Raw genomic sequence first — 20,068 nt, 5'->3', positions numbered from 1 at the left:
ATCCGAGGAGAAGACATGAGCATCGGACGTCTGGGAGCACGCCTCCTGATCGGCGGGCTGTTCATCGGCCACGGCACACAGAAGCTCTTCGGCTGGTTCGGCGGCCCGGGACGCGCCGGCACCGAGGGCATGATGGAGGCGCTGGAGATGCGGCCGGCGAAGGTGCACGCCACGCTCGCCGGGGTCACCGAGACCGCCGGCGGCGCGCTGCTGGCCGCCGGGTTGGCCACGCCGCTCGCGGCGTCCGCGCTCACCGGTGTGATGACCACCGCCATCCGCAAGGTGCACCTGCCCAACGGCCCGTGGGCGGCCAACGGCGGGTGGGAGTACAACGCCGTCCTGATCGGTGCGGTGACGGCGCTGGCCGAGACCGGAGCCGGTGACCTCTCCTTGGACAGTGTGCTGGGCATCGAGCGGAAGGGGCCGGCCGTGGCAGTCGCCGCGCTGGCCGCCGGGGTGGCCACGTCCTTCCTCACCATGGCGGTCGCGCGCCGCGGCCGCCCGGGCGTCACCTCTGCTGCCGGCCCGTCCGCCGTGCCCGCTCCGCCGGAGGACACCGCGGGGGACCCCACGACGGCCGGGGCCTAGTGCTGCGGCAGATCCCGTCCGCCCAGGAGTGAGCCGGTGCCCAACGGCCATGCAGAAGACGGTGTGGCCACGGCGCGCGAACGGCTACGGCAGGCCATCGGCCGCGGCCGCTCCGTCCGGTTGATCGCCGGCGGTCGGCCCGCCTCGAACCGGCGCGGGCCGCACGGTGAGGTGGTGCCCTCCCTACGAGCGCAGGCCGTGGCTCGCGGCGTCAGCCCTGTCCTGCGGGTGGTCGAGCGCCTCGGACTGTGGGTGCGGCTGCTCTCCGTCCTCGGTCGGTTCGGCCCGCGACCGGCCGACTTCGGCGAGTACCTGCCCGGGGAGCACGACGTCGTAGTCGCCACCTACGAGAAGAGCGGCACCAACTGGATGCTGCAGATCGTCCACCAGGTCGCGACCGTCGGGCTCGGCCGGTTCGACCACATCCACGACGTGGCGCCGTGGCCGGACGCTCCCGGCGGCCAGACCTCCGTCGCGGTCCCGCTGGAGGAGCCCACCTGGCGCGAGGCTCCCACCGGGTTGCGCCCGGTGAAGACCCACCTGCCTCGTGAGGCGGCGCCGTTGACCGACGCCGCGCGCTATGTCGTGGTGATCCGCGACCCCAAGGACGTGGTGGTCTCCAGTTACCACTTCGTCCGCGGCATCGCGCTGGGGCCGCTGATGCCCAGCGTGAGCACGTGGGTGGAGCTGTTCCTCAGCGAACAGGGGTTCGCCCCCTCCGGAGGGCCGTGGCCGGAGCACGTCGCCGGTTGGTGGGCCGAGCGCCAGCGGCCCAACGTCCTGGCCCTGCGCTACGAGGAGCTCGTGGCCGACCTGCCCGGCGGCATCGGCCAGGTCGCGGACCTGATGGGTGTCGACCTCGACCCTCAAGCCTTGGAGCGGGTCAGGTCGCACTGCACCTTCGAGGCCATGCGTGCGGTGGGCGAGCGCTTCGACCTCGGCCCGTTCACCCCCCTCGGCTCACAGCAGACCCGCATGGTCCGCCGCGGCGCGGCCGGCGGGTCGGCCGAGTTGCTCACCGCTGAGCAGCGCCGCCGCATCGATGACCACTGCGAGTCGGCGCTGCACCGGCTGGGCTCGGACTTCCCCTACGCGGAGGTCTACCGAGCCGAGTGGTGACCGAGGCCGACCGCTGCAGTTCGACGCGGTCCCCGCGCGCGGGGACCCGCCGCCCAGGGACGGAAGATGCGACGGGTCCTGCACGCGGCGGCCGGACGACGTGGGGCACCGGGGCGCCGTCGCCGCCCGGGCAGGACCCGGGTGACGACGGCGGCGGACGGGAGACCGCCGGTCAGGCGGTCCCGCCGTTGGGCGAGAGCACCTGGCCGGTGAAGAACGCCGCCTCGTCGCTGGCGAGGAACAGGATGGTGTTGGCCATCTCGTCGGCCGACGCCATTCGCTTCATCGGGGCCAGGTCGATGATCGCCTGGCGGGCCTCGGGCCCGTTCTGCGCGAGCATCGGGGTGTCGGTCGACCCGGGGGCCACGGCGTTCACCCGGATGTTCTCCGCGGCCAGTCGCGCCGCGGCGGCGCGTGTCATCCCGATGACCCCTGCCTTCGATGCCGGGTACGGCAGGACCAACGGGAGGAGAGCGAGGGCACCGACGCTCGAGATCGTCACGATCGAACCACCCTCGGGCCCGTTGCGCCGCATGGCCGGCACCGCTGCGCGCAGCGCGTAGAAGGTCCCGTACAGGTTGACCTCGACCACCTCCGCGAAGTCCGCGTCGCTGATCTCCGTGATGTCACCGCCGAACTCGGTTGTCCGTTGGCTGCTGGGCTGCGCGATGCCGGCCGCGGTCACCAGGACGTCCAGCCGGCCGAACTCCTCGACGGCGGTCGCGACCGCCGCGTCGAGGTCCGCGCTCCGGGTCACGTCGCCTGCCAACGCGATGGCGCCGTCCACACCGTCGAGGGAGTCCTTCAGACGATTGCCGTCGCGGTCGACGGCCACGACGCGTGCGCCCTCGGCGACGAACCGGCGTACCGAGGCCAGCCCGATACCGGATCCACCTCCGGTCACCACGGCGACCTTGTCCTCGAGTCTCATCTCTTCTCCTCCTGCTCGGATCAGGACCGGTCAGTCGGTGAGGGCCGCGAGGACGATGTCGCCGAGGCGCTGGGTCCGGGGTAGGTGGTCGGTGTCCTCCAGGGAGCCGACGGTGATGAGCGTGAAGCAGACGTCCCGCGCCGGGTCCACCCAGAAGCAGGACGTGCCGGCGCCCCAGCCGCCGAAGGTGCCCTTGCTGCCCAGGTTGGGCAGCGGACCGGGCGTGAGAGCGTCACCGCGGACGAAGAACCCCAGCCCGTGGTATGCCGGCCACGGCAGCCAGTTGCGCATCTGGAGCGCGTAGTCCAGCAGGGAGTTGGGCATCTCGCCGGTGTGGTTGCGGGCGGCGAGCTCGATCATGGCGGGGGAGAGCAGCCGGTAGCCGTTCCGGACCCCTCCGCCGCGCAGGAGATCGGCGAACTTGTAGAAGTCCTCGGCCGTCGTGGTGTAGCCCGCACCGGGCATCTGGGAGCCGGGCGCCGTGATGAGGTGGCCCGAGCCCTCGATGCCCTCGATGGTGAACATGCCCGCGGGACGCCGGTAGCGGGCCACCACGGGCGCCAGGTAACGATCGCCCGGTGGCGGCCCGAGGGTCGTGCTGTCCATGCCGAGCGGCCGGAGGACCTCGTCCGCGACGATGGCGTCGAAGGAGCGCTTGCCGGGATCGACCGCCACCAGCATGGACGCCATTACCGCGTGGGCGCCGAGCTTCGAGTAGAGGACGCGCTGCCCGGGCGGGGTCTCGGGTGCGGAGGCGCACACGTAGGCGGTGAAGCGCTCGAGAGAGATCAGGTCTTCGACCGGGAGCATGGGGACGTCGGCGAGCACGCCACCGGTGTGGGTGAGTAGGTGGAACAGCGTGACGGAGCCCTTGCCCCGGGCTCCGAAGTCGGGCAGGACCTCCGCGACCGGCTGGGTGAGCGAGAGCAGTCCCCGCTCGACGAAGCTCAGCACGGTCGCGACCACGAGCTGCTTGCTGATCGAGAAGGGGACCAGCACGTCGTCGGTCCGCAGCGCCCGCTCCTGCGACCGGTCGGCGAAGCCGATCGCCTCGTCCACCACCAGGTGACCCGCTCGGCCGACTGTGATCTGGGCACCGTCGTAGAAGCCGGTGTCGACGTCGTGCTGGATCGACTCGACGAGCCGCTGCAGCCGCTGCGGGTGGAAGCCGGCCTCTCCCGGATCCGTCATCTCCATCGGTGACATCCCTCCCAGGGGCTCGGGGACTCGGCAACGACCTGGGCGCCAGGCTCGTATGTCGCACAGAATTTCGCTGAGCGCACGAAGCCTATGTGACGGCGCACCCCTCCACAACAGACCGGCGGGCAGGTCGACTGGCCGCACAACCCACCGGACACGACGTGACCTCGACCGGACACGGGAACCGGGTGAGCGACCGGTACCGACCGGGCGTCCGTGGACGGGCGTGCACGTGGAGCCACGAGCAGCGATCCTGGCGGGGGTCGGGGAGTGGCTGCCGCGGCCAGGAGGGTCTGACGTGTGGGGTCGCCGATCGGTCACCGGGCCGGCCAGGTGAGCAGACTCAGGTTGCCGCGGCGCGCCGGCCGGGCAGGTGGACCGGACGACCTGCCCCGCGAGGACGTCGCGAGCCGCGTGTCCGCCTACGTGTACGGCAACGTCCTGGTGATGGCGGCGTTGATCGCACTGCACCCGGACGAGCTGCGGGGACCCACTGGCGTGCTCTACCTGCTGGGGGTGGGGGTCTCGACCTTCGTCGCGCACACGGTGGGTGAGGCGGTCGGGGCTGCGGGTCCGCGAGGGCCGATCGCTGGACACGACTGCTGTCCGGCGGGAGATCCGGGATGCACTGCCCATCGTGACGACCGCCGGCGCACCCATCACGGTGCTGCTGCTGGCGTGGACCGACCTGGTGGACGCCGACGTGGTGCTCGTGCTGGCGCTCGTGCTGGTCGACGTCCGGTTGGCCCTGCTGGGCTCGGTGGTGGCGTGGGTGTCCGGGGAGCGCAGTTCGACCCGGGTGTTCCTGGCGGGCTTCGTCCTGGCGGTCGTCGCCGCTGCCACGGTCGTGCTCAAGTGGCAGCTGACGCACTGAGCAGCGGTGACCGGGACTGCGGACCGGTGGCCACCGATGGCGGGATGACGGCGGCGCGGACGGTGGCGCCCTACCGGGACGTCGGCACTCGGGGAATCAGGGGGTGTCCGGCGTCGCCAGGGTCGGGAGGCATCCGCCTGGGTTGACGACCTGCCGGATCCGGGTGGCGATCTCGTGCAGCTGGCGGACCTGGGTCCTGGTCAGCGGGTCGAGGACCAGGCGGCGGACCTCGGCGACGTGGCCGGGGGCGGTGGCGACGACCTTGTTCCAGCCGGCGTCGGTGAGCACGGCCAGTGTGGCGCGGCCGTCCTCCGGGTCGGGCCGGCGGGTGACCCAGCCGCGCTTGTCCAGCCGGTCGACGGTCCGGGACAGCCGGGTCAGCGACCCGTTGGCCAGCGCGGCGACCTCGCTCATCCGCCGGGTGCGCTGCGGGGCCATGGAGAGCATCGCCATCACCTGGTACTCGAAGTGGCTGACGCCGGCGTCGCGCTGCAGCTGGGCGTCGATGGCGTCGGGCAGCCAGGTGAGCACGCCGATCAGCTCGAGCCAGGTCTGCTGCTCCTCCGCGGTCAACCACCGCGGCTCCTCGACCGCTTCCACGACACCTCTCCTCGCTTGTCGAGCACTGCGACACACCGGCAAGAACACTTGACGGTGCAAGCATCGAGCGACTACTGTCGCTTGCGTCGTCAAGTAAAGCACGCGAGGAGTCAGAACGTGAACGTCGTCTTGTGGATCGTGGCCGGGTTGCTGGCCGTCGCCTTCCTCGCCGCGGGGCTGATGAAGCTCGCCCAGCCGAAGAAGAAGCTCGCCGACTCCGGCATGGGTTGGACGGAGGACTTCAGCGACGGCGCGGTCAAGGGCATCGGTGCGCTGGAGGTCCTCGGCGCCGTGGGCCTGATCCTGCCCGCCGCGCTGGGCATCGTCCCGGTGCTGGTGCCGATCGCCGCGACCGGCCTGGCCCTGCTCATGCTGGGCGCCGCGGTGACCCACGCCCGCCGCAAGGAGTCGCCGAACATCGTCGTCAACATCGTGCTGCTCGCCCTGGCCGCGTTCGTGGCCTGGGGCCGGTTCGGCCCGTACGCCTTCTGAGCCGGTCGGCGGCCGACCGCAACAGTGACCGCCGAGCGCCACCACCACTCGTTCCGGCCTCCCGTGGCCGGAGTGCACCCCATCCTCACCACCTGATACGGAGTCCCCGTCATGCGCGCTCTGCACGTCCCTGCCGCCGGTGAGCAGCCCCAGCTCGGCGAGCTGCCCACCCCCGAGCCCACCGAGGGCACCGTCCTGATCCGGGTGAAGGCCGCCGGCCTGAACCCCATCGACAACGCCATCGCCGCCGGCTTCCTCACCCAGATGGGCCTGCCGCACGAGTACCCGGTCGTCATCGGCCGCGACGCCGCCGGCGTGGTGGAGGCTGTCGGCGCCGGGGTCGACCACGTCGCCGTCGGTGACGAGGTGCTCGGTCACGTGCTGCTGGCCCCGCCGATCTCGGCCGGCACGCTGGCTGAGTACGCGGTTCTGCCGGCCGCCACGGTCACGCCCAAGCCCGCCGGGCTGGACTTCACCACCGCCGCCGCCCTCCCGCTGGCCGGCGCGGCCGCGGTGCAGTCCATCGAGGCGATCGACCCCCAGCCTGGCCAGACCGTGCTGGTCAACGGCGCCTCCGGCGGCGTCGGCTCCTTCGCGGTACAGCTGCTGGCCGCCCGCGGCGTGACCGTGGTGGCCACCGGCAAGCCGGAGGACGCCGAGCGGCTCACCGCTCTGGGTGCGTCCCGGGTCATCGACCACACCGCCGGCCCGGTGGCCGACCAGGTCCGCGCCGCCTACCCCGACGGCGTCGACGCGCTGGTCAGCCTGCACGGCATGGACCCCTCGGGCACCCCGATCGCCGCCGTGCGCAGCGGCGGCAAGGTCGCCGGTGTCGCGGCGGTGCCCGACGAGGCCACGCTGTCCGCCGCCGGGCTCACCGGCACCTCCGTGATGGCGATGCCGACCCGCGAGGTGCTGGCCCCGCTGGCCCAGCAGGCCGCCGCCGGGGACCTGAAGGTCACCGTCGCCGACGTCCTGCCCCTCGAGCAGGCCACCGAGGGCCTGGGCCGGCTTGCCACCGGCGGCGCCGGCGGCAAGCTCGTCGTCACCGTCGAGGGCTGACACCACCGTCGCCGGCCGGGGTCGACGCAAGGCGCGCCGACCCCGCCCGGCGGCGGGCACATCCCCTCCGGCCCGTCATCGGCCGCCCACCCGAGAGCAGGCCGCCGATGGCCGCCCTGAGCGACGGCCCTTGGCACCCCACCGTCCCCGCCGGTGCCTACGACGACCTGCTCGCCCGGGTGCTGCCCGGGGCGCGTGCCCACCGTGCCTGGGTCCCCGACGACGGACCCACGCCGGGCCCAGTTCATCACCCACGGCGCTCCGCCCACCCTGGACGACGCCCGGTGGCTGGACTCCCCGTTCACCTGGTCGCGGAGCGTGCCCGAGCCCCGCGCCGTCGTCGTCTGCGCGCACTGGGAGAAGGCCCTGCTCCCCATCTCCGCGTCCCCGGCCGGGACGCCGCTGCTCTATGACGTCGGGGGATTCCACCCGCGCTACTACACCTCCGGGTCATCGGCTCGGGGCCTTGACCCACCGCTTCACCGTCTTCCGCCGGCCCTGACCGGTGGGCCACACCGCCGCCTTCGACGAGTGGGCCGCCGACGCCATCGCGCACGCCACCCCAGACCACTTCGTGCCCCTGCTCCTGACGATGGGGGCGAGCACCACCACCGGACGGGCCACCACCTCCGGCGTGGACGGCACCTGGTTCGGCAACTCGATCCGTTCGCTGCAGATGGTCCGACCACGACGACCTGCCCAGGGGACCCGCTGACCCCGTACCGCCGGCGACAGGGCGAACGGGTCGGCACAGGCGCCACCGAGTCGGAACACCCGAAAGGACCTCAGATGAGCACCGATCAGCCGAACCGGTCCGACGCCAAGCGCGTCGTCCTCGACTTCTTCGATCTCGCCTTCGTCAAGCGCGAGCCCGCGCAGGCCGCCGAGCGCTACCTGGGTGCGGGATACACCCAGCACAACCCGACCGCCCCGGACGGCGCGGCCGTCTTCCCCGACCTCATCGGCGGCCTGTTCGCACAGGCGCCGGATGCGTCGTTCCACCTCAAGCGGGCCATCGCCGAGGACGACCTGGTCGTCCTGCACTACAACTTGACGTTCTTCCCGGAGGACCTGGGGCAGGCCGTCGTCGACATCTTCCGCGTCCAGGACGGGCAGATCGTCGAGCACTGGGACGTGATGCAGCCGGTCCCCGCCGAGTCGGCCAACAGCAACGGGATGTTCTGACCCGACCTCGCCACAGTGTCCCACGCCACACTGAGCGCGGAAATGCTTGCCGTGGCAAGTAAGTTGCACCGGCTGCACGGCGAGTGACGAGCACCCGACCGCCGACAGGTCCAGCAGCCACACCTGGGACCAGCCGCTCACCCACTGCCCGAGAGACAGAGCACCGCGATGAACCAGCAGCTGCACGACATCCTGAACCCGGCCATTCCCGCCGGCGCCTACGACGACCTGCTCGCCCGGGTCCTGCCCCAGGCGCGCGCCCAGCGGGCCTGGACGCCCGACGACGGGCCGTTGCCGGCGCTGTTCGTCAGCCACGGCGCGCCGCCCACCCTGGACGACCCGCGGTGGCTGGACTCGCTGTTCACCTGGTCGCAGTCCATGCCCAAGCCCCGGGCCATCGTCGTGGTCTCCGCCCACTGGGAGAACGCCCCGCTCGCCATCTCCGGCACCGCCGCGGGCACGCCGCTGTACTACGACTTCGGCGGCTTCCACCCCCGCTACTACACGCTCCAGTACGCCACCCCCGACGCCACCGGCCTCGCCCGGCGCATCGTGGCGACCCTGCGCGACAGCACGCCGGTGCACCACCACGTCGACCGGGGCCTGGACCACGGCGCCTTCATCCCGCTGATGGCCATGTACCCCGCTGCGGACGTGCCCGTCGTCCAGCTGAGCATGCCCGGCCTCGACCCCGAGGCGCTGCTGGCGCTCGGCAGGCGCCTGCGCTCGCTCCGCGAGGAAGGCATCCTCGTCATGGGGTCGGGATTCATGACCCACAGCTTCGCCGTCTTCCGCCGGCCGGAGCTGCGGGGCCACACCGAGGCCTTCGACGAGTGGGCCACCGACGCCATCGCCCGCAGGGATGTCGACGCCCTGCTCGACTACCGCGCCAAGGGACCGAGCGCGGAGATCGCCCACCCGACCGCCGACCACTTCGTGCCCCTGCTGCTCACCCTCGGTGCGGGCACCACGCCCGGACAGTCGGTGACGACGGCCTTCGACGGCATGTGGATGGGCAACTCGATCCGCTCCATCCAGACGGCCTGACCGGACCCCCGGCCGCCGGAACCCGACCAGGAGAAACCGATGACCACCCTCACCTCGCGCGCCGACGTGCGCACCGACGCCCCCGCCCGCTACGCCAAGCAGCTGATCTCGCACCTGGGTCGCAAGGCCCCCTTCACCGAGGACGCCGACGGCGGGTGGACGACGATCGTCGGGAACGCCCGCGCCCGGATCCTCGTCGGCGACGACGTGCTCTCGTTGCGCGCCGAGGCGCCTGACGTCGAGACGCTGAACCGCATCGAACACGCTCTCGGCAGCCACCTGGAGCGCTTCGGTGCGCGGGCGGGCCTGGCGGTCACCTGGCGCCGCGACACCGACTGACAGCGAACGTCCCAGGACACGGGGCCTCGCCCAGCCGGGTTCGGATCGAGCCGCGCCCGGTAGCACCGCACCACCCACCGAGAAGAGGACACCGCGATGATCGTCAACGCCATCACCTGGCACTCCATCACCGTCGAGCCCGAGGCCCTCGAGGCCCAGAAGAAGTTCCTCAGCGAGACCCTCGGTCTCAGCCTGGCCATGGAGATGTACGGCGTCTTCGTGTACGCGCTCCCGGACGGGGGGATGCTGGAGCTCTACACGCCCCAGACCGCGCCGGACTTCGGCTACAACGGCTCTGTCGCGTTCGGCTTCCGGGTCGACGACGTCGAGGCGGCCAGCGCCGAGATCGCCGCGGCGGGCGGGGAACTGCTCGGCGAGATCAACCGGGTCCCCGACCTGGACTACGCATACCGCCACTTCCGCGGCGTCGACGGCCGCGTCTACGGCCTCAACGAGAGCAAGCCGCAGCCCCGCTGACGCTGGGCCCTGCCGCTCCGCCCACCTGCGGCGGGCGGCAGGGCCGGCGGGGGCACCGTCAGCCCAGGGCCCGGTCGAGGTTCACGGCGGCGCTGATCAGCGCCAGGTGCGTGAAGGCCTGGGGGAAGTTGCCCTGCTGCTCCCCGTCGCGGCCGATCTGCTCGGCGTAGAGCCCGAGGTGGTTGGCGTAGGTCAGCATCTTCTCGAACGCCATACGGGCGTCGTCGAGGCGTCCCGCGCGGGTCAGCGCCTCGACGTACCAGAACGAGCAGATCGAGAAGGTGCCCTCCTCGCCGCTGAGGCCGTCCGGGCTGGCCTCGGGGTCGTAGCGGTAGACCAGCGAGTCGGACACCAGTTCCGCGCCGAGCGCGTCCAGGGTGGCGAGCCACTTGGGATCGGTCGGCGCGATGAACTTCGCCAGCGGCATCATCAGGACGGCGGCGTCCAGGACGTCGTCGTCCTCGTGCTGCACGAACGCCTGCCGGCGTGCCGACCAGCCCCGCTGCATGATCCGCCGGTAGATGTCGTCACGGGTGCGCTCCCACCGGAGCCGGTCGGCGGGCAGGCCGCGACGGTTGGCCATGCGGATGGCCCGCTCGACGGCCACCCAGCACATCAGCCGCGAGTAGAGGAACTTCTTGCGTCCTCCGCGGGTCTCCCAGACGCCCTCGTCGGGCTGGTCCCAGTGGTCGCAGACCCAGTCGACCAGACCGCAGAGGCCCTCCCACGCATCGCTGGAGATGGGCTCCGCCCATTTGTCGTACAGGTAGACGGAGTCGATCAGCTCCCCGTAGATGTCCAGTTGGAGCTGCTCGGCCGCGCCGTTGCCGATCCGGACCGGGGACGCGCCCTCGTACCCCTCGAGGTGCGGTAGCTCCTCCTCCGCCAGGTCCGTGCGGCCGTCGATGCCGTACATGATCTGCAGGGGTCCGGAGGGGTGCTCGCCCGGTGGGGGGATGTGCCGGGCGAGGAAGTCCATGAACGCGGCGGCCTCGCTGGTGAAGCCCAGCCGCAGGAGCGCGTAGACGCAGAAGGCAGCGTCGCGGATCCACACGAAGCGGTAGTCCCAGTTCCGCTCGCCGCCGGGCTGTTCGGGGAGGCTGGTGGTGGGCGCGGCCACGATGGCGCCCGTCGGCGCGTAGGACAGCAGCTTCAGGGTCAGCGCCGACCGGTGCACCATCTCCCGCCACCGTCCGCGGTAGCGCGACGCCGACAGCCAGCGGCGCCAGAAGGTGACCGTGGCCTCGAAGAGCGCCTCCGCCTCGGTGCCGGAGCACCCGCGAAGCTCGGCTCCGCCGCGGACGCGGTCGAGGGCGAAGACCGCCGAGTCGCCCTCGACCAGGGTGAACTCCGCTTCGACATCGCGCCCGTCGCAGCGGAGGGGAACCGTGGCGGTCAGCGACAGCGACAGGTCCGTCGAGCCGAAGAGGACCCCACCGTCGCGCTCGTCGACGGTGTGCGTCCGGCGGCCGTAGTCGAAGCGGGGGGACACCCGCGCGCGGAACGTCATGGTCCCGCGGACGCAGAGCACCCGCCGGACCAACCGGTGGTCAGCCGTCTCCGTGGCCGGGCCGACGGGCATGAAGTCCTGGACCTCTCCGACGGCGTCGCCGGTGTAGAAGCGGGTCAGCAGGACGTTGGTGTCCGGGACGTAGAACTGCCGGGTGCGCGCCGGCGAGGCGGTGACCAGCTGGAAGGAGCCTCCGCGGTCGGCGTCGAGGAGAGCCCCGAACACGCTCGGCGAGTCGAACGACGGGCAGCAGTACCAGTCGATGGTGCCGTTCGTGCCGACCAGCGCCACGGAGTGCAGATCGCCGATCAGTCCGTGCTCGGCAACGGGGAGGTACCGCGGCTGCGGACCGGCCTCCGCGCGCTCCGCTTCAGCCGGGTCGCTGGTCACGAGTGCCCCTCCGTGTCGGTCGGGCCGGGGTGGTCCGCGAGCTGACGTGAGGCGAGAACTATCGCAGGGTCGTGGCCGACCGGCCCGGTGACGGCCGTCGGCGACGCGGGAGGTGCGTGTGCTCACATCTTCAGCGAAATACTTGCTGTGACAAGTGACTTGAGGCAGAGTGTCAGTTGCTTCGACAACCAACTGGGAGTCCACCATGACCACGCTCGGTCCCGCTACGACCGCTGCTGCGGATGCCCGCATCCCGGCCGACCACCTCTTCGCCGAGCACCTGCGTCGGGTCGCCGCCATGGAGCCGCACCGGCCCTGGACGCCGGAGGACGGGGCGCTGCCGAGCCTCTACCTGTCCCACGGTGGTGGTCCGATGCCGTTCTGGCGGCAGGAGTGGCTGAACCCGCTGTACGACTGGGCCCGGGCGCTGCCCAAGCCGAAGGCGATCCTGGTGGTCTCGGCGCACTGGGAGTCCGCGCCGCTGTCGGTCAGCGCTCCCCGGCCCACCGAGCTGGTGTACGACTTCGGCGGCTTCGACCCGCTGTACTACACGTTCCGCTACGACACCCCCGACGCCAGCGAGCTCGCCCGCGACGTGGTCGGCCTCATGCCGGACACCGAGCACGTGCACCAGCACGCCAGCCGCGGCCTGGACCACGGCTCCTGGGTGCCGCTGAAGATCATGTACCCGGAGGCCGACGTCCCGGTGCTGCAGCTGTCACTGCCCACCGAGGACCCCGACCGGCTGCTGGCCATCGGTGAGCGGCTGCGCCCGCTGCGCGAGGAGGGCGTGCTGGTGGTCGGCTCGGGCCACATGACCCACGGCCTGCCGTTCATCACCCGGGGGATGCTCGAGGGAACCGAGGTGCCGGCCTGGTCGACCGACTTCGACGACTGGGCCGCCGACGCGCTGGCCCGTGGGGACGTCGCCGAGCTGTCCCGGTACCGCAGCGCCGCCCCGGGACTGCCCTACGCGCACCCGACCGTGGAGCACTTCACCCCGCTGTTCGTCGCCCTCGGCGCGGCCACCGACCCCACCGCCCCCGTGGTCACCACCCTGGAGGGCTACAGCTTCGGCCTCTCCCGGCGCTCCTTCCAGGCCGCCTGAGCCTGCGACCCGACCCGCTTCAGCAAGGAGAACCACCCGCATGTCCATCGTCGTCACCGGCGCCACCGGCCACCTCGGCCGCCTGGTCGTCGAAGCCCTCCTCGCCCGCGGCGTGCCCGCCGAGCAGATCGTCGCCACCGGCCGCCGCGTCGAGGCGCTCGCCGACCTGCAGGACCGCGGCGTCACCGTCCGCCGCGCCGACTACACCGACCCCGAGTCCTTGCGCGCCGCGTTCGCCGGTGCGGAGAAGCTGCTGCTGGTCTCCAGCAGCGAGGTCGGCCAGCGGCTGCCACAGCACCGCAACGTGATCTCCGCGGCGAAGGACGCGGGTGTGCGCCTGATCGCCTACACCAGCTTCCCCCACGCCGACACCTCGACCCTGCCGCTGGCAGCCGAGCACCTCGCCACCGAGCAGGTCCTGGCCGAGTCCGGGGTGCCGCACGTCGTCCTGCGCAACGGCTGGTACATCGAGAACTACACGGGCCAGCTGGCCACCTACCTCGAGCACGGCATCGTCGGTTCCGCCGGCACCGGCAAGGTCAGCGCGGCCACCCGCTCCGATTTCGCGGAGGCGGCCGCCGCCGTCCTGACCCAGGACGGTCACGACGGCGCTGTGTACGAGCTCGGCGGTGAGGCGTTCACCATGCCCGAGTTGGCCGCGACCGTCTCCGCGGTCACGGGCCGGCAGGTCGCCTACACCGATGTGCCGGTCGAGGAGTACGCCCAGATCCTCGTCGGTGCCGGGCTACCCGAGCCGGCCGCGGCACTGTTCGCGGACTTCGACCGGGCCGTGGCCGACGGGGAACACCACGTCGAGGGCAACGACCTCGAGAAGCTCCTCGGTCGCGCACCGACCCCGCTGGCGCAGGCCGTCGCCGCAGCGGCCGCTGGTCCGCGGGCCTGATGCGAACCGCGTCGGGCCTCCCGGCGTGGACGACGCCGGCCGCTGTTGACACCAGGCGCTGACCACGGGCCCTCGCCTTCCCAGAGAGGTGAGGGCCCGTGCCCGGGACGGATTTCGCCCCGGGTGACGGGGAAGACGGTTGGCCGGCCTGCGTCCCGCCCGGTCAGCAGGGAGCACGTCGCGGTGTCGGGGGATACCTCGTCCGATGTCCCAGCGGGCTCGTGCGACCCGGTCCCCCCTGCAGACGTGGGCCGCCGACCTGACGGCGTTCGGCGAGCCTCGGACCTCGTACGGCCGAGCTGCGCATCGATCCGCCGGTGCGCGACTCCCCGCTCGTGCCGACCGCACTGCGTCCCTCGCGCCGACCCGAGCAGTGACCGGCTGCAACGCCGATTCGGCCCCCTTGTGAGTCGGGTCGGCCGCGACGGGCTCAGAACATCGTGTTGGCGTTGGCCGACTCGGCGGGAACCGCCTGCAGCACGTCCCAGTGCTCGACGATGCGCCCGTCCTCGACGCGGAAGATGTCGACGACCGCCTGCCCGAGGTCGTCCGCGGTCATCTTGAGGTGGTAGTGCAGGACGACGAGGTCGCCCTCGGCGATGACCCGCTTGAGGTCGAACGTCATGTGCGGCGACTGTGCGAGGAACTGACCGACGAAGTCGATGAAGACCTCAGGTCCATCGGGGGCCAGCGGGTTGTGCTGCTTGTACACCGTGCCCAGGTAGCGCTCGGCGGCCTGGGCGATGTCGCGTTGCACGAAGGCGAGTTCGAAGAACTCGAGCACGAGGCGCTTGGCGTCCGGTTCGGTCTGCGCATCGAGTCCCATCGGATTCTCCTTCGTGTTGCTCTCTGGGTGGGGGCAGCAACGAGCGGTGTCCGCGGCGGCTCGTGCCATTGGTTGGCATCTCGGTGCGGGCACGAAGCGCGCTCGGCGACGGTACCGACCCTGCGCGCGGGCCGCGGGGTGAGCTGGGCGTGGACGGTGATGACCCCACTGATGGTCCTGCCGGCGGTGACTGGCTCCGAGTCCTCCGGTGGCCGGCTCCAACGGCACGACGGACGGGGCGGATGCTGGAGCGACACGGGTCGTCGATCCGCGCTCCCCTCGTCCACGGGCCTCGAAGGGCCCTAGAGTCGCCGCCGGTGAGGGGCCGCGACCGGACGGGACGCCTGCGATGACCGCGGGAGGGGCCCTTGCAGCAAGACGGCGGTGGAGCGCGGCCCACCCGCGGCTGGCTGATGCGTGTCTGGCGGCGCTGCTGGTCCTCCTCGTCCTCCCGACCCTCGTCATCCGGAATCCCGAGTTCCCGGGAAGCCCGGACGGCTGGTCGCTGGCCGTGTTCGCCCTCGCCGCGGCAGCTCTGGTCTTCCGGCGGGAGCAGCCGCTGCGGGTCTGGGCGTTCGCGACGGTGGCGGGGGTCGCCGGCGTGCTGCAGAGCGACGGGAGCATCGTCCTGGCTGCCACCACCTGCGTCGCGCTCTACACGGTCGGCAGCCGACTACCCCTGCGCAGCGTGGTCCTCGCGAGCGTCGTCTCGGGTGTCGCCTACACCCTCGCCTCGGTCGTGGCCGAGGGCGACTGGCTCGACGACCGCGGGGTCCCTGGCCTGCAGACCTTCGCGTGGTCGGCCGCCGCCTCGGCGGTCGGGGTCGCGGTGCGCAGTCACCGGGCCACGCTGGCGGCGGCGGAGGCCCGCGCCCTGCAGGCCGAGCTGACGCGGGAGGAGGAGGCCGAGCGCCGGGTCAGCGACGAGCGGCTGCGCATCGCCCGCGAGCTCCACGACGTCGTGGCCCACCACATCTCGGTCGTCAACGTGCAGGCCGGGGTGGCGCGCCATCTCCTGGACGCCGACCCCGACCAGGCGCGAGCGGCGCTCGACCTGGTGCGGAACGCCAGCAAGACCGTGCTGTCGGAGATGTCCACGGTCGTGGGTCTGCTGCGCACCGCGGGGGAGGAGGCGCCGACCGATCCGACGCCGGGCATGGCCCGGGTCGGCGAGCTCGCGGACTCCATCCGCCAGGCCGGGCTGGACCTGACCTGGACCGTCAGCGGCGAGCTCGAGGGGCTCCCCGCGATCCACGACCTGACCGCGTACCGGGTCGTCCGGGAGGCGCTGACCAACGCCCTGAGGTACGGCACCGGCGCGGCCACGATGGTCGTGGACAGCCGGCCGGAGGGTGTGAGCATCGAAGTGCGCAACGAGGTTGGCAGGAACGGACGGCACCGGTCCGGGGGCGGGCACGGTCTGATCGGCATGCGGGAACGCGTCGACGCCGTCCGCGGGCGGCTGGCGGCCGGACCGGAGCCGGACGGCGCCTATCGGGTGTCGGTCCTCATCCCGCGGGACCCGGCATGACCGTCCGCGTGCTGCTCGCCGACGACCAGGTCCTCATCCGATCGGGGTTCGCGGCGCTCGTCAACAGTGCCGACGACCTCGAGGTGGTCGGCGAGGCGGGTGACGGCGCCGAGGCCGTGCGACAGGCCGGCGCGCTGCGACCGGACGTCGTCCTGATGGACATCCGCATGCCCGGTGTGGACGGATTGACGGCGGCTCGGCAGATCGCCGCGTCACCCGACCTCTCCGAGGTCCGCGTCATCGTGCTGACCACCTTCGAGGCCGACGAGTACGTCGTCGAGGCCCTGCGGTCGGGGGCGAGCGGGTTCCTGGGCAAGAGCGTCGAGCCGGACGAGTTGCTCGACGCCATCCGGGTGGTCGCGCGCGGTGACGCGCTGCTGTCCCCGCGGGCCACCCGGAGCCTGATCGCCCGCTTCCTGGCCCAGCCCGGCCGGTCCGGGCCGGACCCCGCCGGACCTGCTCCCGTCGACGCGGCGCTCGACGTCCTCACGGAGCGGGAACGCGAGATGGTCGCGCTGGTGGCGCACGGGCTGAGCAACGAGGACATCGCGGCGCGCCTGCACCTCTCGCCGCTCACGGTCAAGACGCACGTCAACCGGGCCATGAGCAAGCTCCGCGCGCGGGACCGGGCCCAGCTGGTGGTCCTCGCCTACCAGACCGGGCTCGTCCGGGCGGGCGACACGTATCCGCGCTGACGCGTGTGCCGGCCTCGCCTCTACTGCGCTGGCAGTAGGCGGAGGCCGCCGCAAGAGCCTGCGTACGGATGACGACGGGGACCGCTTGCCCGACGGATAGTTGCTTCGTCAACCAACAGCCGGGGAGCAACTGATGCTGGAACTGCAGAACCTGACCAAGCGCTACGGGGACGTCGTCGCCGTCGACGACCTGACCTTCGACGTCCGTCCCGGTGTCGTCACCGGGTTCCTCGGGCCGAACGGGGCGGGCAAGTCCACCACGATGCGGATGATCCTGGGCCTGGACCGGCCGACCTCCGGATCGGTCACCGTCAACGGGCGGGACTACCGGACGTCGACGGCGCCGCTGCACGAGATCGGCGCCCTGCTCGACGGCAAGGCGGTGGACAAGGGGCGCTCGGCCCGCAACCACCTGCTGGCCCTGGGGGCCACGGTGGGTGTCGGAGCCCGCCGCGTGGACGAGCTGCTGGACGCGGTCGGTCTGGCCGAGGTCGCGCGCAAGCCGGCGGGTTCCTTCTCCCTGGGCATGGGGCAGCGGCTGGGCATCGCCTCGGCGCTGCTGGCCGACCCGTCCATCGTGATGCTCGACGAGCCGGTGAACGGGCTGGACCCCGACGGCATCCTGTGGGTGCGCAGCTTCCTGCGGTCCTTGGCCGAGGAGGGGCGAACGGTGTTCCTGTCCTCGCACCTGATGAGCGAGATGGAGCTGACCGCCGACCACCTGATCGTCGTCGGCCGGGGCCGGCTGATCCGGGACGTGTCGATGGCGGAGTTCATCGCCTCGGCGTGGAGCGACAAGGTCAGGGTCGTCTCGCCGGACGCCACGGCACTGGCCGGCCTGCTGGCCGCGCCCGGGGTCACCGTGACGTCGTCCTCGCCGACGGAGCTGGAGATCGAGGGCGTGCCCGCCTCGGAGATCGGTGACCTCGCCGCGCGCCACGGTCTGCCGCTCCACGAGCTCGTCCCGCTGCACCCCTCCCTGGAGGAGGCCTTCATGGAACTCACGAAGGAGTCCGTGCAGTACCACGGCCGCACCGACGGCGCGCTCCTCACCACCGCGGCGGCAGCCCGGTGACCGCCACGCTGCCCGACGACACCCCTCCTACCACGACCCGCGCGAAGGCGGACCCCACGATGACCACCTCCACCTCACCGGACACGACCACCGCTCACACCGCGTCCTCGGCCCACCGGCACCGCGCGACCACGGCGCCCGCGTACCGGATCACCCTGGCGCGCGTCATCCGCGCCGAGTGGATCAAACTGCGCACCCTGCGCTCGACCTGGGCCATGCTGACCGCGGTGCTGCTGACCATCGTCGGGATCGGCGCCATCGCCGCCGCGAGCGCGACCGGCGCCGTCGAGGGCCCGCGCGACGGCGCCGGACCGGGCGGCGGCGATCCGCTCTCCACCGTGCTCGGCGGCTCGATGCTCGCCGTCGTGCTGGTCGGCGTCCTCGGTGTCCTGGTCGGCGCCCGGGAGTACTCCTCCGGCCTCATCCGCAGCTATCTCGCCGCGGTGCCCGCGCGCCTGCCCGTGCTCGGGGCCAAGGTGGTCGCCTTTCTGCTGGCCGTCGTCCCGGTCGTCCTCGCGGGCGTCTTCGTGGCCTTCGCGGTGGGCATGGCCGTGCTCGACGCGGGCGGCGTCGCCACCGTCTCGTGGAGCGATCCGGGGACCGCGCGGGTCGTGCTGGGCACGGCCGGCTACGTCGTGGGCATGGGCCTGATCGGCCTGGCACTCGGCGTGCTCCTGCGGAGCACCGCAGGAGCCATCAGTGCCCTGCTCGCCGGAGTCCTGGTCCTGCCGACGCTCGCCGGCGCACTCCTGCCGGAGGCCTGGGACGGGTTGCTGAAGTACCTGCCGTCCAACGCCGCGTCGGCGTTCACGTCCACCGTGCCGACCGAGTCGCTGCTCGGCGCCGGCACGGGGGTACTGGTCTTCGCCGGCTGGAACGTCGTGGCCGTCGCCGGGGCCGCCGTCGCCTTGTCGCGCCGCGACGCCTGACCCGTTCCCGGTCGGTGTCGCTCCGTCATCACCGGGCGACACCGACCGGTCGTCATCGAGCCCACCATCAGGAGTTTCCGGAGATCTCTCCGGGCGCTTGACGCGGCAAGCTCCGGTCGGCTACCTTCACTTGCACGAGCAAGTAATCGCCTGCGTCACCAAGGCGATGGCTGGGGTCGCTGGCGCACTCGGACGCCTGACGACTGACCGGGTCCCGACGCAGTTCCCGCCCGTCCCGTGATCACCGGGGCGACACCGGCCGCCCGCCATCTGATCCACCACCCGACCTGGAGAACTGCCATGACCACCACCTCGGCCCGGGACACCCGCGCGGTGTCCTGGAAGTCCACCGCCGTCGCCGCCGCCATCGGCGCCGTCGGGGGGCTCGTCATCAACAGCCTGATAGCCCTGCTCGCGAAGGCTCTCTTCGACATCCCGGACGAGTTCCAGCCGCTCACCCTGCCGGTGTACGGGTTCCTGACCGTCGTCGGGGCGATCGTCGGCGCCATCGCCTGGCACCTCGTCGTCTCGCGCAGCCGCAACGCCTCGCGGGTGCTGCGTGTGCTCGTTCCCACGGTGCTCGTGCTCTCGCTGATCCCGGACGTCATGCTGCTCGTCAACGAGTCGCAGCCCGGGACCACGACTGCCGGCGTGGTTGCGCTGATGCTCATGCACGTCGGTGTCGCCGCGGCGGCCGTGCCGGCCTTCCGCCGGTTCATCCCGCCCCAGTCCTGACGCACTCCAGCCCAGCGCTCGTCCGCTCAGCCTGGGCTGACCGGCGCCCCGGTCACGCACCGCGTGGGGCCGGGGCGCCCGTCGTCCCCTGGTGCGGCCGTGCCTCTCGACCGGTGGTTCGCAGGCGATCTGCGGCACTCATCGGTCGAGGTGCCGGCCCGAGACGCCGACTCGGGCGACCCGGCCCAGACCGCATCCGGGTGCCGAGAGACGACCGAAAGGGGCCGCCGGCTGGAGTACTCCCGTCGCCGTCTCGAAGGCCCTCGTCGGCGCGGCGCTGTCCGCGAGGTGCCGCGTCGGGCGCCTCGTCGAGAGCGGGGGACGTCACCCACTCCGTCCCGCCACACGGCCTCGTGGGCCCGCTAGGTCCAGCGCCGCGCCGTCCACGGCCCCAGTCCGGCGAATGCGGCCGCCGGCAGGCGTCGCCCTCGGATCGGAGCCTCGGGACGAC

Annotated in this window: 22 protein-coding genes; 17 read left to right on the top strand and 5 right to left on the bottom strand. The window is 72.2% G+C overall.

Going from position 1 to position 20,068, the window contains the following annotated elements:
- Positions 1 to 15: 15 nt before the first annotated feature.
- On the top strand, positions 16 to 588 hold the full coding sequence (locus ACWIX7_RS04185; protein ID WP_446765988.1) for a DoxX family protein: 573 nt from the start codon (positions 16 to 18) through the stop codon (positions 586 to 588).
- Between the two features lie 174 nt (positions 589 to 762).
- Positions 763 to 1,707, top strand: coding sequence for a sulfotransferase domain-containing protein (locus tag ACWIX7_RS04180; protein ID WP_448620348.1), 945 nt, complete (start codon positions 763 to 765; stop codon positions 1,705 to 1,707).
- A 172-nt stretch (positions 1,708 to 1,879) separates the two neighbouring features.
- On the opposite strand, the gene ACWIX7_RS04175 is transcribed toward ACWIX7_RS04180, so the two are convergent.
- On the bottom strand, positions 1,880 to 2,638 hold the full coding sequence (locus ACWIX7_RS04175) for an SDR family NAD(P)-dependent oxidoreductase (RefSeq protein ID WP_446765990.1): 759 nt from the start codon (positions 2,636 to 2,638) through the stop codon (positions 1,880 to 1,882).
- Between the two features lie 30 nt (positions 2,639 to 2,668).
- Positions 2,669 to 3,835 carry a serine hydrolase domain-containing protein gene (locus tag ACWIX7_RS04170; RefSeq protein WP_448620347.1) on the bottom strand — a complete coding sequence of 389 codons (1,167 nt, stop codon included), beginning with the start codon at positions 3,833 to 3,835 and terminating at the stop codon, positions 2,669 to 2,671.
- A gap of 640 nt (positions 3,836 to 4,475) precedes the next feature.
- Between ACWIX7_RS04170 and ACWIX7_RS04165 the strand changes: the two genes are divergently transcribed.
- The gene (locus tag ACWIX7_RS04165) at positions 4,476 to 4,712 is read left to right on the top strand and encodes a hypothetical protein (protein ID WP_448620346.1); all 237 of its coding nucleotides are present in this window, start codon (positions 4,476 to 4,478) and stop codon (positions 4,710 to 4,712) included.
- A gap of 96 nt (positions 4,713 to 4,808) precedes the next feature.
- On the opposite strand, the gene ACWIX7_RS04160 is transcribed toward ACWIX7_RS04165, so the two are convergent.
- Entirely contained in the window at positions 4,809 to 5,312 is a 504-nt protein-coding gene (locus ACWIX7_RS04160) for a MarR family winged helix-turn-helix transcriptional regulator (RefSeq protein ID WP_448620345.1), read from the bottom strand.
- Between the two features lie 117 nt (positions 5,313 to 5,429).
- Here ACWIX7_RS04160 and ACWIX7_RS04155 point away from each other — a divergent pair, with 117 nt between their 5' ends.
- The 7 genes from ACWIX7_RS04155 (at position 5,430) to ACWIX7_RS04125 (ending at position 9,914) form a co-directional block, all read left to right on the top strand.
- The gene (locus ACWIX7_RS04155; protein ID WP_446765994.1) at positions 5,430 to 5,804 is read left to right on the top strand and encodes a DoxX family protein; all 375 of its coding nucleotides are present in this window, start codon (positions 5,430 to 5,432) and stop codon (positions 5,802 to 5,804) included.
- A gap of 111 nt (positions 5,805 to 5,915) precedes the next feature.
- Positions 5,916 to 6,866, top strand: coding sequence for an NADP-dependent oxidoreductase (locus ACWIX7_RS04150; RefSeq protein WP_446765995.1), 951 nt, complete (start codon positions 5,916 to 5,918; stop codon positions 6,864 to 6,866).
- Positions 6,867 to 7,371: 505 nt separating this feature from the next.
- On the top strand, positions 7,372 to 7,581 hold the full coding sequence (locus ACWIX7_RS04145) for a hypothetical protein (protein WP_446765996.1): 210 nt from the start codon (positions 7,372 to 7,374) through the stop codon (positions 7,579 to 7,581).
- Positions 7,582 to 7,655: 74 nt separating this feature from the next.
- A complete protein-coding gene (locus ACWIX7_RS04140) occupies positions 7,656 to 8,051 on the top strand; it encodes a nuclear transport factor 2 family protein (protein ID WP_448620344.1) in 396 nt (131 codons plus the stop codon).
- 168 nt (positions 8,052 to 8,219) lie between these two features.
- Positions 8,220 to 9,098, top strand: a complete 879-nt coding sequence (locus ACWIX7_RS04135) for a DODA-type extradiol aromatic ring-opening family dioxygenase (RefSeq protein WP_446765998.1) — start codon at positions 8,220 to 8,222, stop codon at positions 9,096 to 9,098.
- A 39-nt stretch (positions 9,099 to 9,137) separates the two neighbouring features.
- The gene (locus ACWIX7_RS04130) at positions 9,138 to 9,437 is read left to right on the top strand and encodes a DUF2218 domain-containing protein (RefSeq protein WP_446765999.1); all 300 of its coding nucleotides are present in this window, start codon (positions 9,138 to 9,140) and stop codon (positions 9,435 to 9,437) included.
- A gap of 96 nt (positions 9,438 to 9,533) precedes the next feature.
- Complete coding sequence (locus ACWIX7_RS04125) at positions 9,534 to 9,914, top strand: VOC family protein (protein WP_448620343.1); 381 nt, start codon at positions 9,534 to 9,536, stop codon at positions 9,912 to 9,914.
- Between the two features lie 58 nt (positions 9,915 to 9,972).
- Here the strand turns inward: ACWIX7_RS04125 and ACWIX7_RS04120 are convergent, their stop codons facing one another.
- Positions 9,973 to 11,814 carry a glycoside hydrolase family 15 protein gene (locus ACWIX7_RS04120; protein ID WP_448620342.1) on the bottom strand — a complete coding sequence of 614 codons (1,842 nt, stop codon included), beginning with the start codon at positions 11,812 to 11,814 and terminating at the stop codon, positions 9,973 to 9,975.
- Between the two features lie 205 nt (positions 11,815 to 12,019).
- On the opposite strand from ACWIX7_RS04120, the gene ACWIX7_RS04115 reads away from it, so the two are divergent.
- Positions 12,020 to 12,922 carry a DODA-type extradiol aromatic ring-opening family dioxygenase gene (locus tag ACWIX7_RS04115; RefSeq protein WP_448620341.1) on the top strand — a complete coding sequence of 301 codons (903 nt, stop codon included), beginning with the start codon at positions 12,020 to 12,022 and terminating at the stop codon, positions 12,920 to 12,922.
- 40 nt (positions 12,923 to 12,962) lie between these two features.
- Positions 12,963 to 13,826: an SDR family oxidoreductase gene (locus ACWIX7_RS04110; protein ID WP_448620340.1), complete on the top strand. Its 864-nt coding sequence runs from the start codon at positions 12,963 to 12,965 to the stop codon at positions 13,824 to 13,826.
- A 430-nt stretch (positions 13,827 to 14,256) separates the two neighbouring features.
- On the opposite strand, the gene ACWIX7_RS04105 is transcribed toward ACWIX7_RS04110, so the two are convergent.
- Positions 14,257 to 14,652 carry a nuclear transport factor 2 family protein gene (locus tag ACWIX7_RS04105; RefSeq protein WP_448620339.1) on the bottom strand — a complete coding sequence of 132 codons (396 nt, stop codon included), beginning with the start codon at positions 14,650 to 14,652 and terminating at the stop codon, positions 14,257 to 14,259.
- A gap of 349 nt (positions 14,653 to 15,001) precedes the next feature.
- Between ACWIX7_RS04105 and ACWIX7_RS04100 the strand changes: the two genes are divergently transcribed.
- The 5 genes from ACWIX7_RS04100 to ACWIX7_RS04080 all read left to right on the top strand — a co-directional run bounded on the left by ACWIX7_RS04100 (position 15,002) and on the right by ACWIX7_RS04080 (position 19,617).
- Entirely contained in the window at positions 15,002 to 16,183 is a 1,182-nt protein-coding gene (locus ACWIX7_RS04100; RefSeq protein WP_448620338.1) for a sensor histidine kinase, read from the top strand.
- Complete coding sequence (locus tag ACWIX7_RS04095; protein ID WP_448620337.1) at positions 16,180 to 16,878, top strand: response regulator; 699 nt, start codon at positions 16,180 to 16,182, stop codon at positions 16,876 to 16,878. Before ACWIX7_RS04100 ends, ACWIX7_RS04095 begins: the two co-directional genes overlap by 4 nt.
- Positions 16,879 to 17,011: 133 nt before the next feature.
- Positions 17,012 to 17,953 (top strand): ABC transporter ATP-binding protein, encoded by a 942-nt coding sequence (locus ACWIX7_RS04090; RefSeq protein WP_446766007.1) that lies wholly within the window; start codon positions 17,012 to 17,014, stop codon positions 17,951 to 17,953.
- 59 nt (positions 17,954 to 18,012) lie between these two features.
- Positions 18,013 to 18,882, top strand: coding sequence for a hypothetical protein (locus tag ACWIX7_RS04085; protein WP_448620336.1), 870 nt, complete (start codon positions 18,013 to 18,015; stop codon positions 18,880 to 18,882).
- 300 nt (positions 18,883 to 19,182) lie between these two features.
- The gene (locus tag ACWIX7_RS04080) at positions 19,183 to 19,617 is read left to right on the top strand and encodes a DUF6069 family protein (RefSeq protein WP_012948146.1); all 435 of its coding nucleotides are present in this window, start codon (positions 19,183 to 19,185) and stop codon (positions 19,615 to 19,617) included.
- The last annotated feature ends 451 nt before the right edge of the window (positions 19,618 to 20,068 follow it).

It is taken from the genome of Geodermatophilus sp. URMC 65 (assembly GCF_053502545.1).
This window is presented reverse-complemented; position numbering and strand designations above follow the sequence as displayed.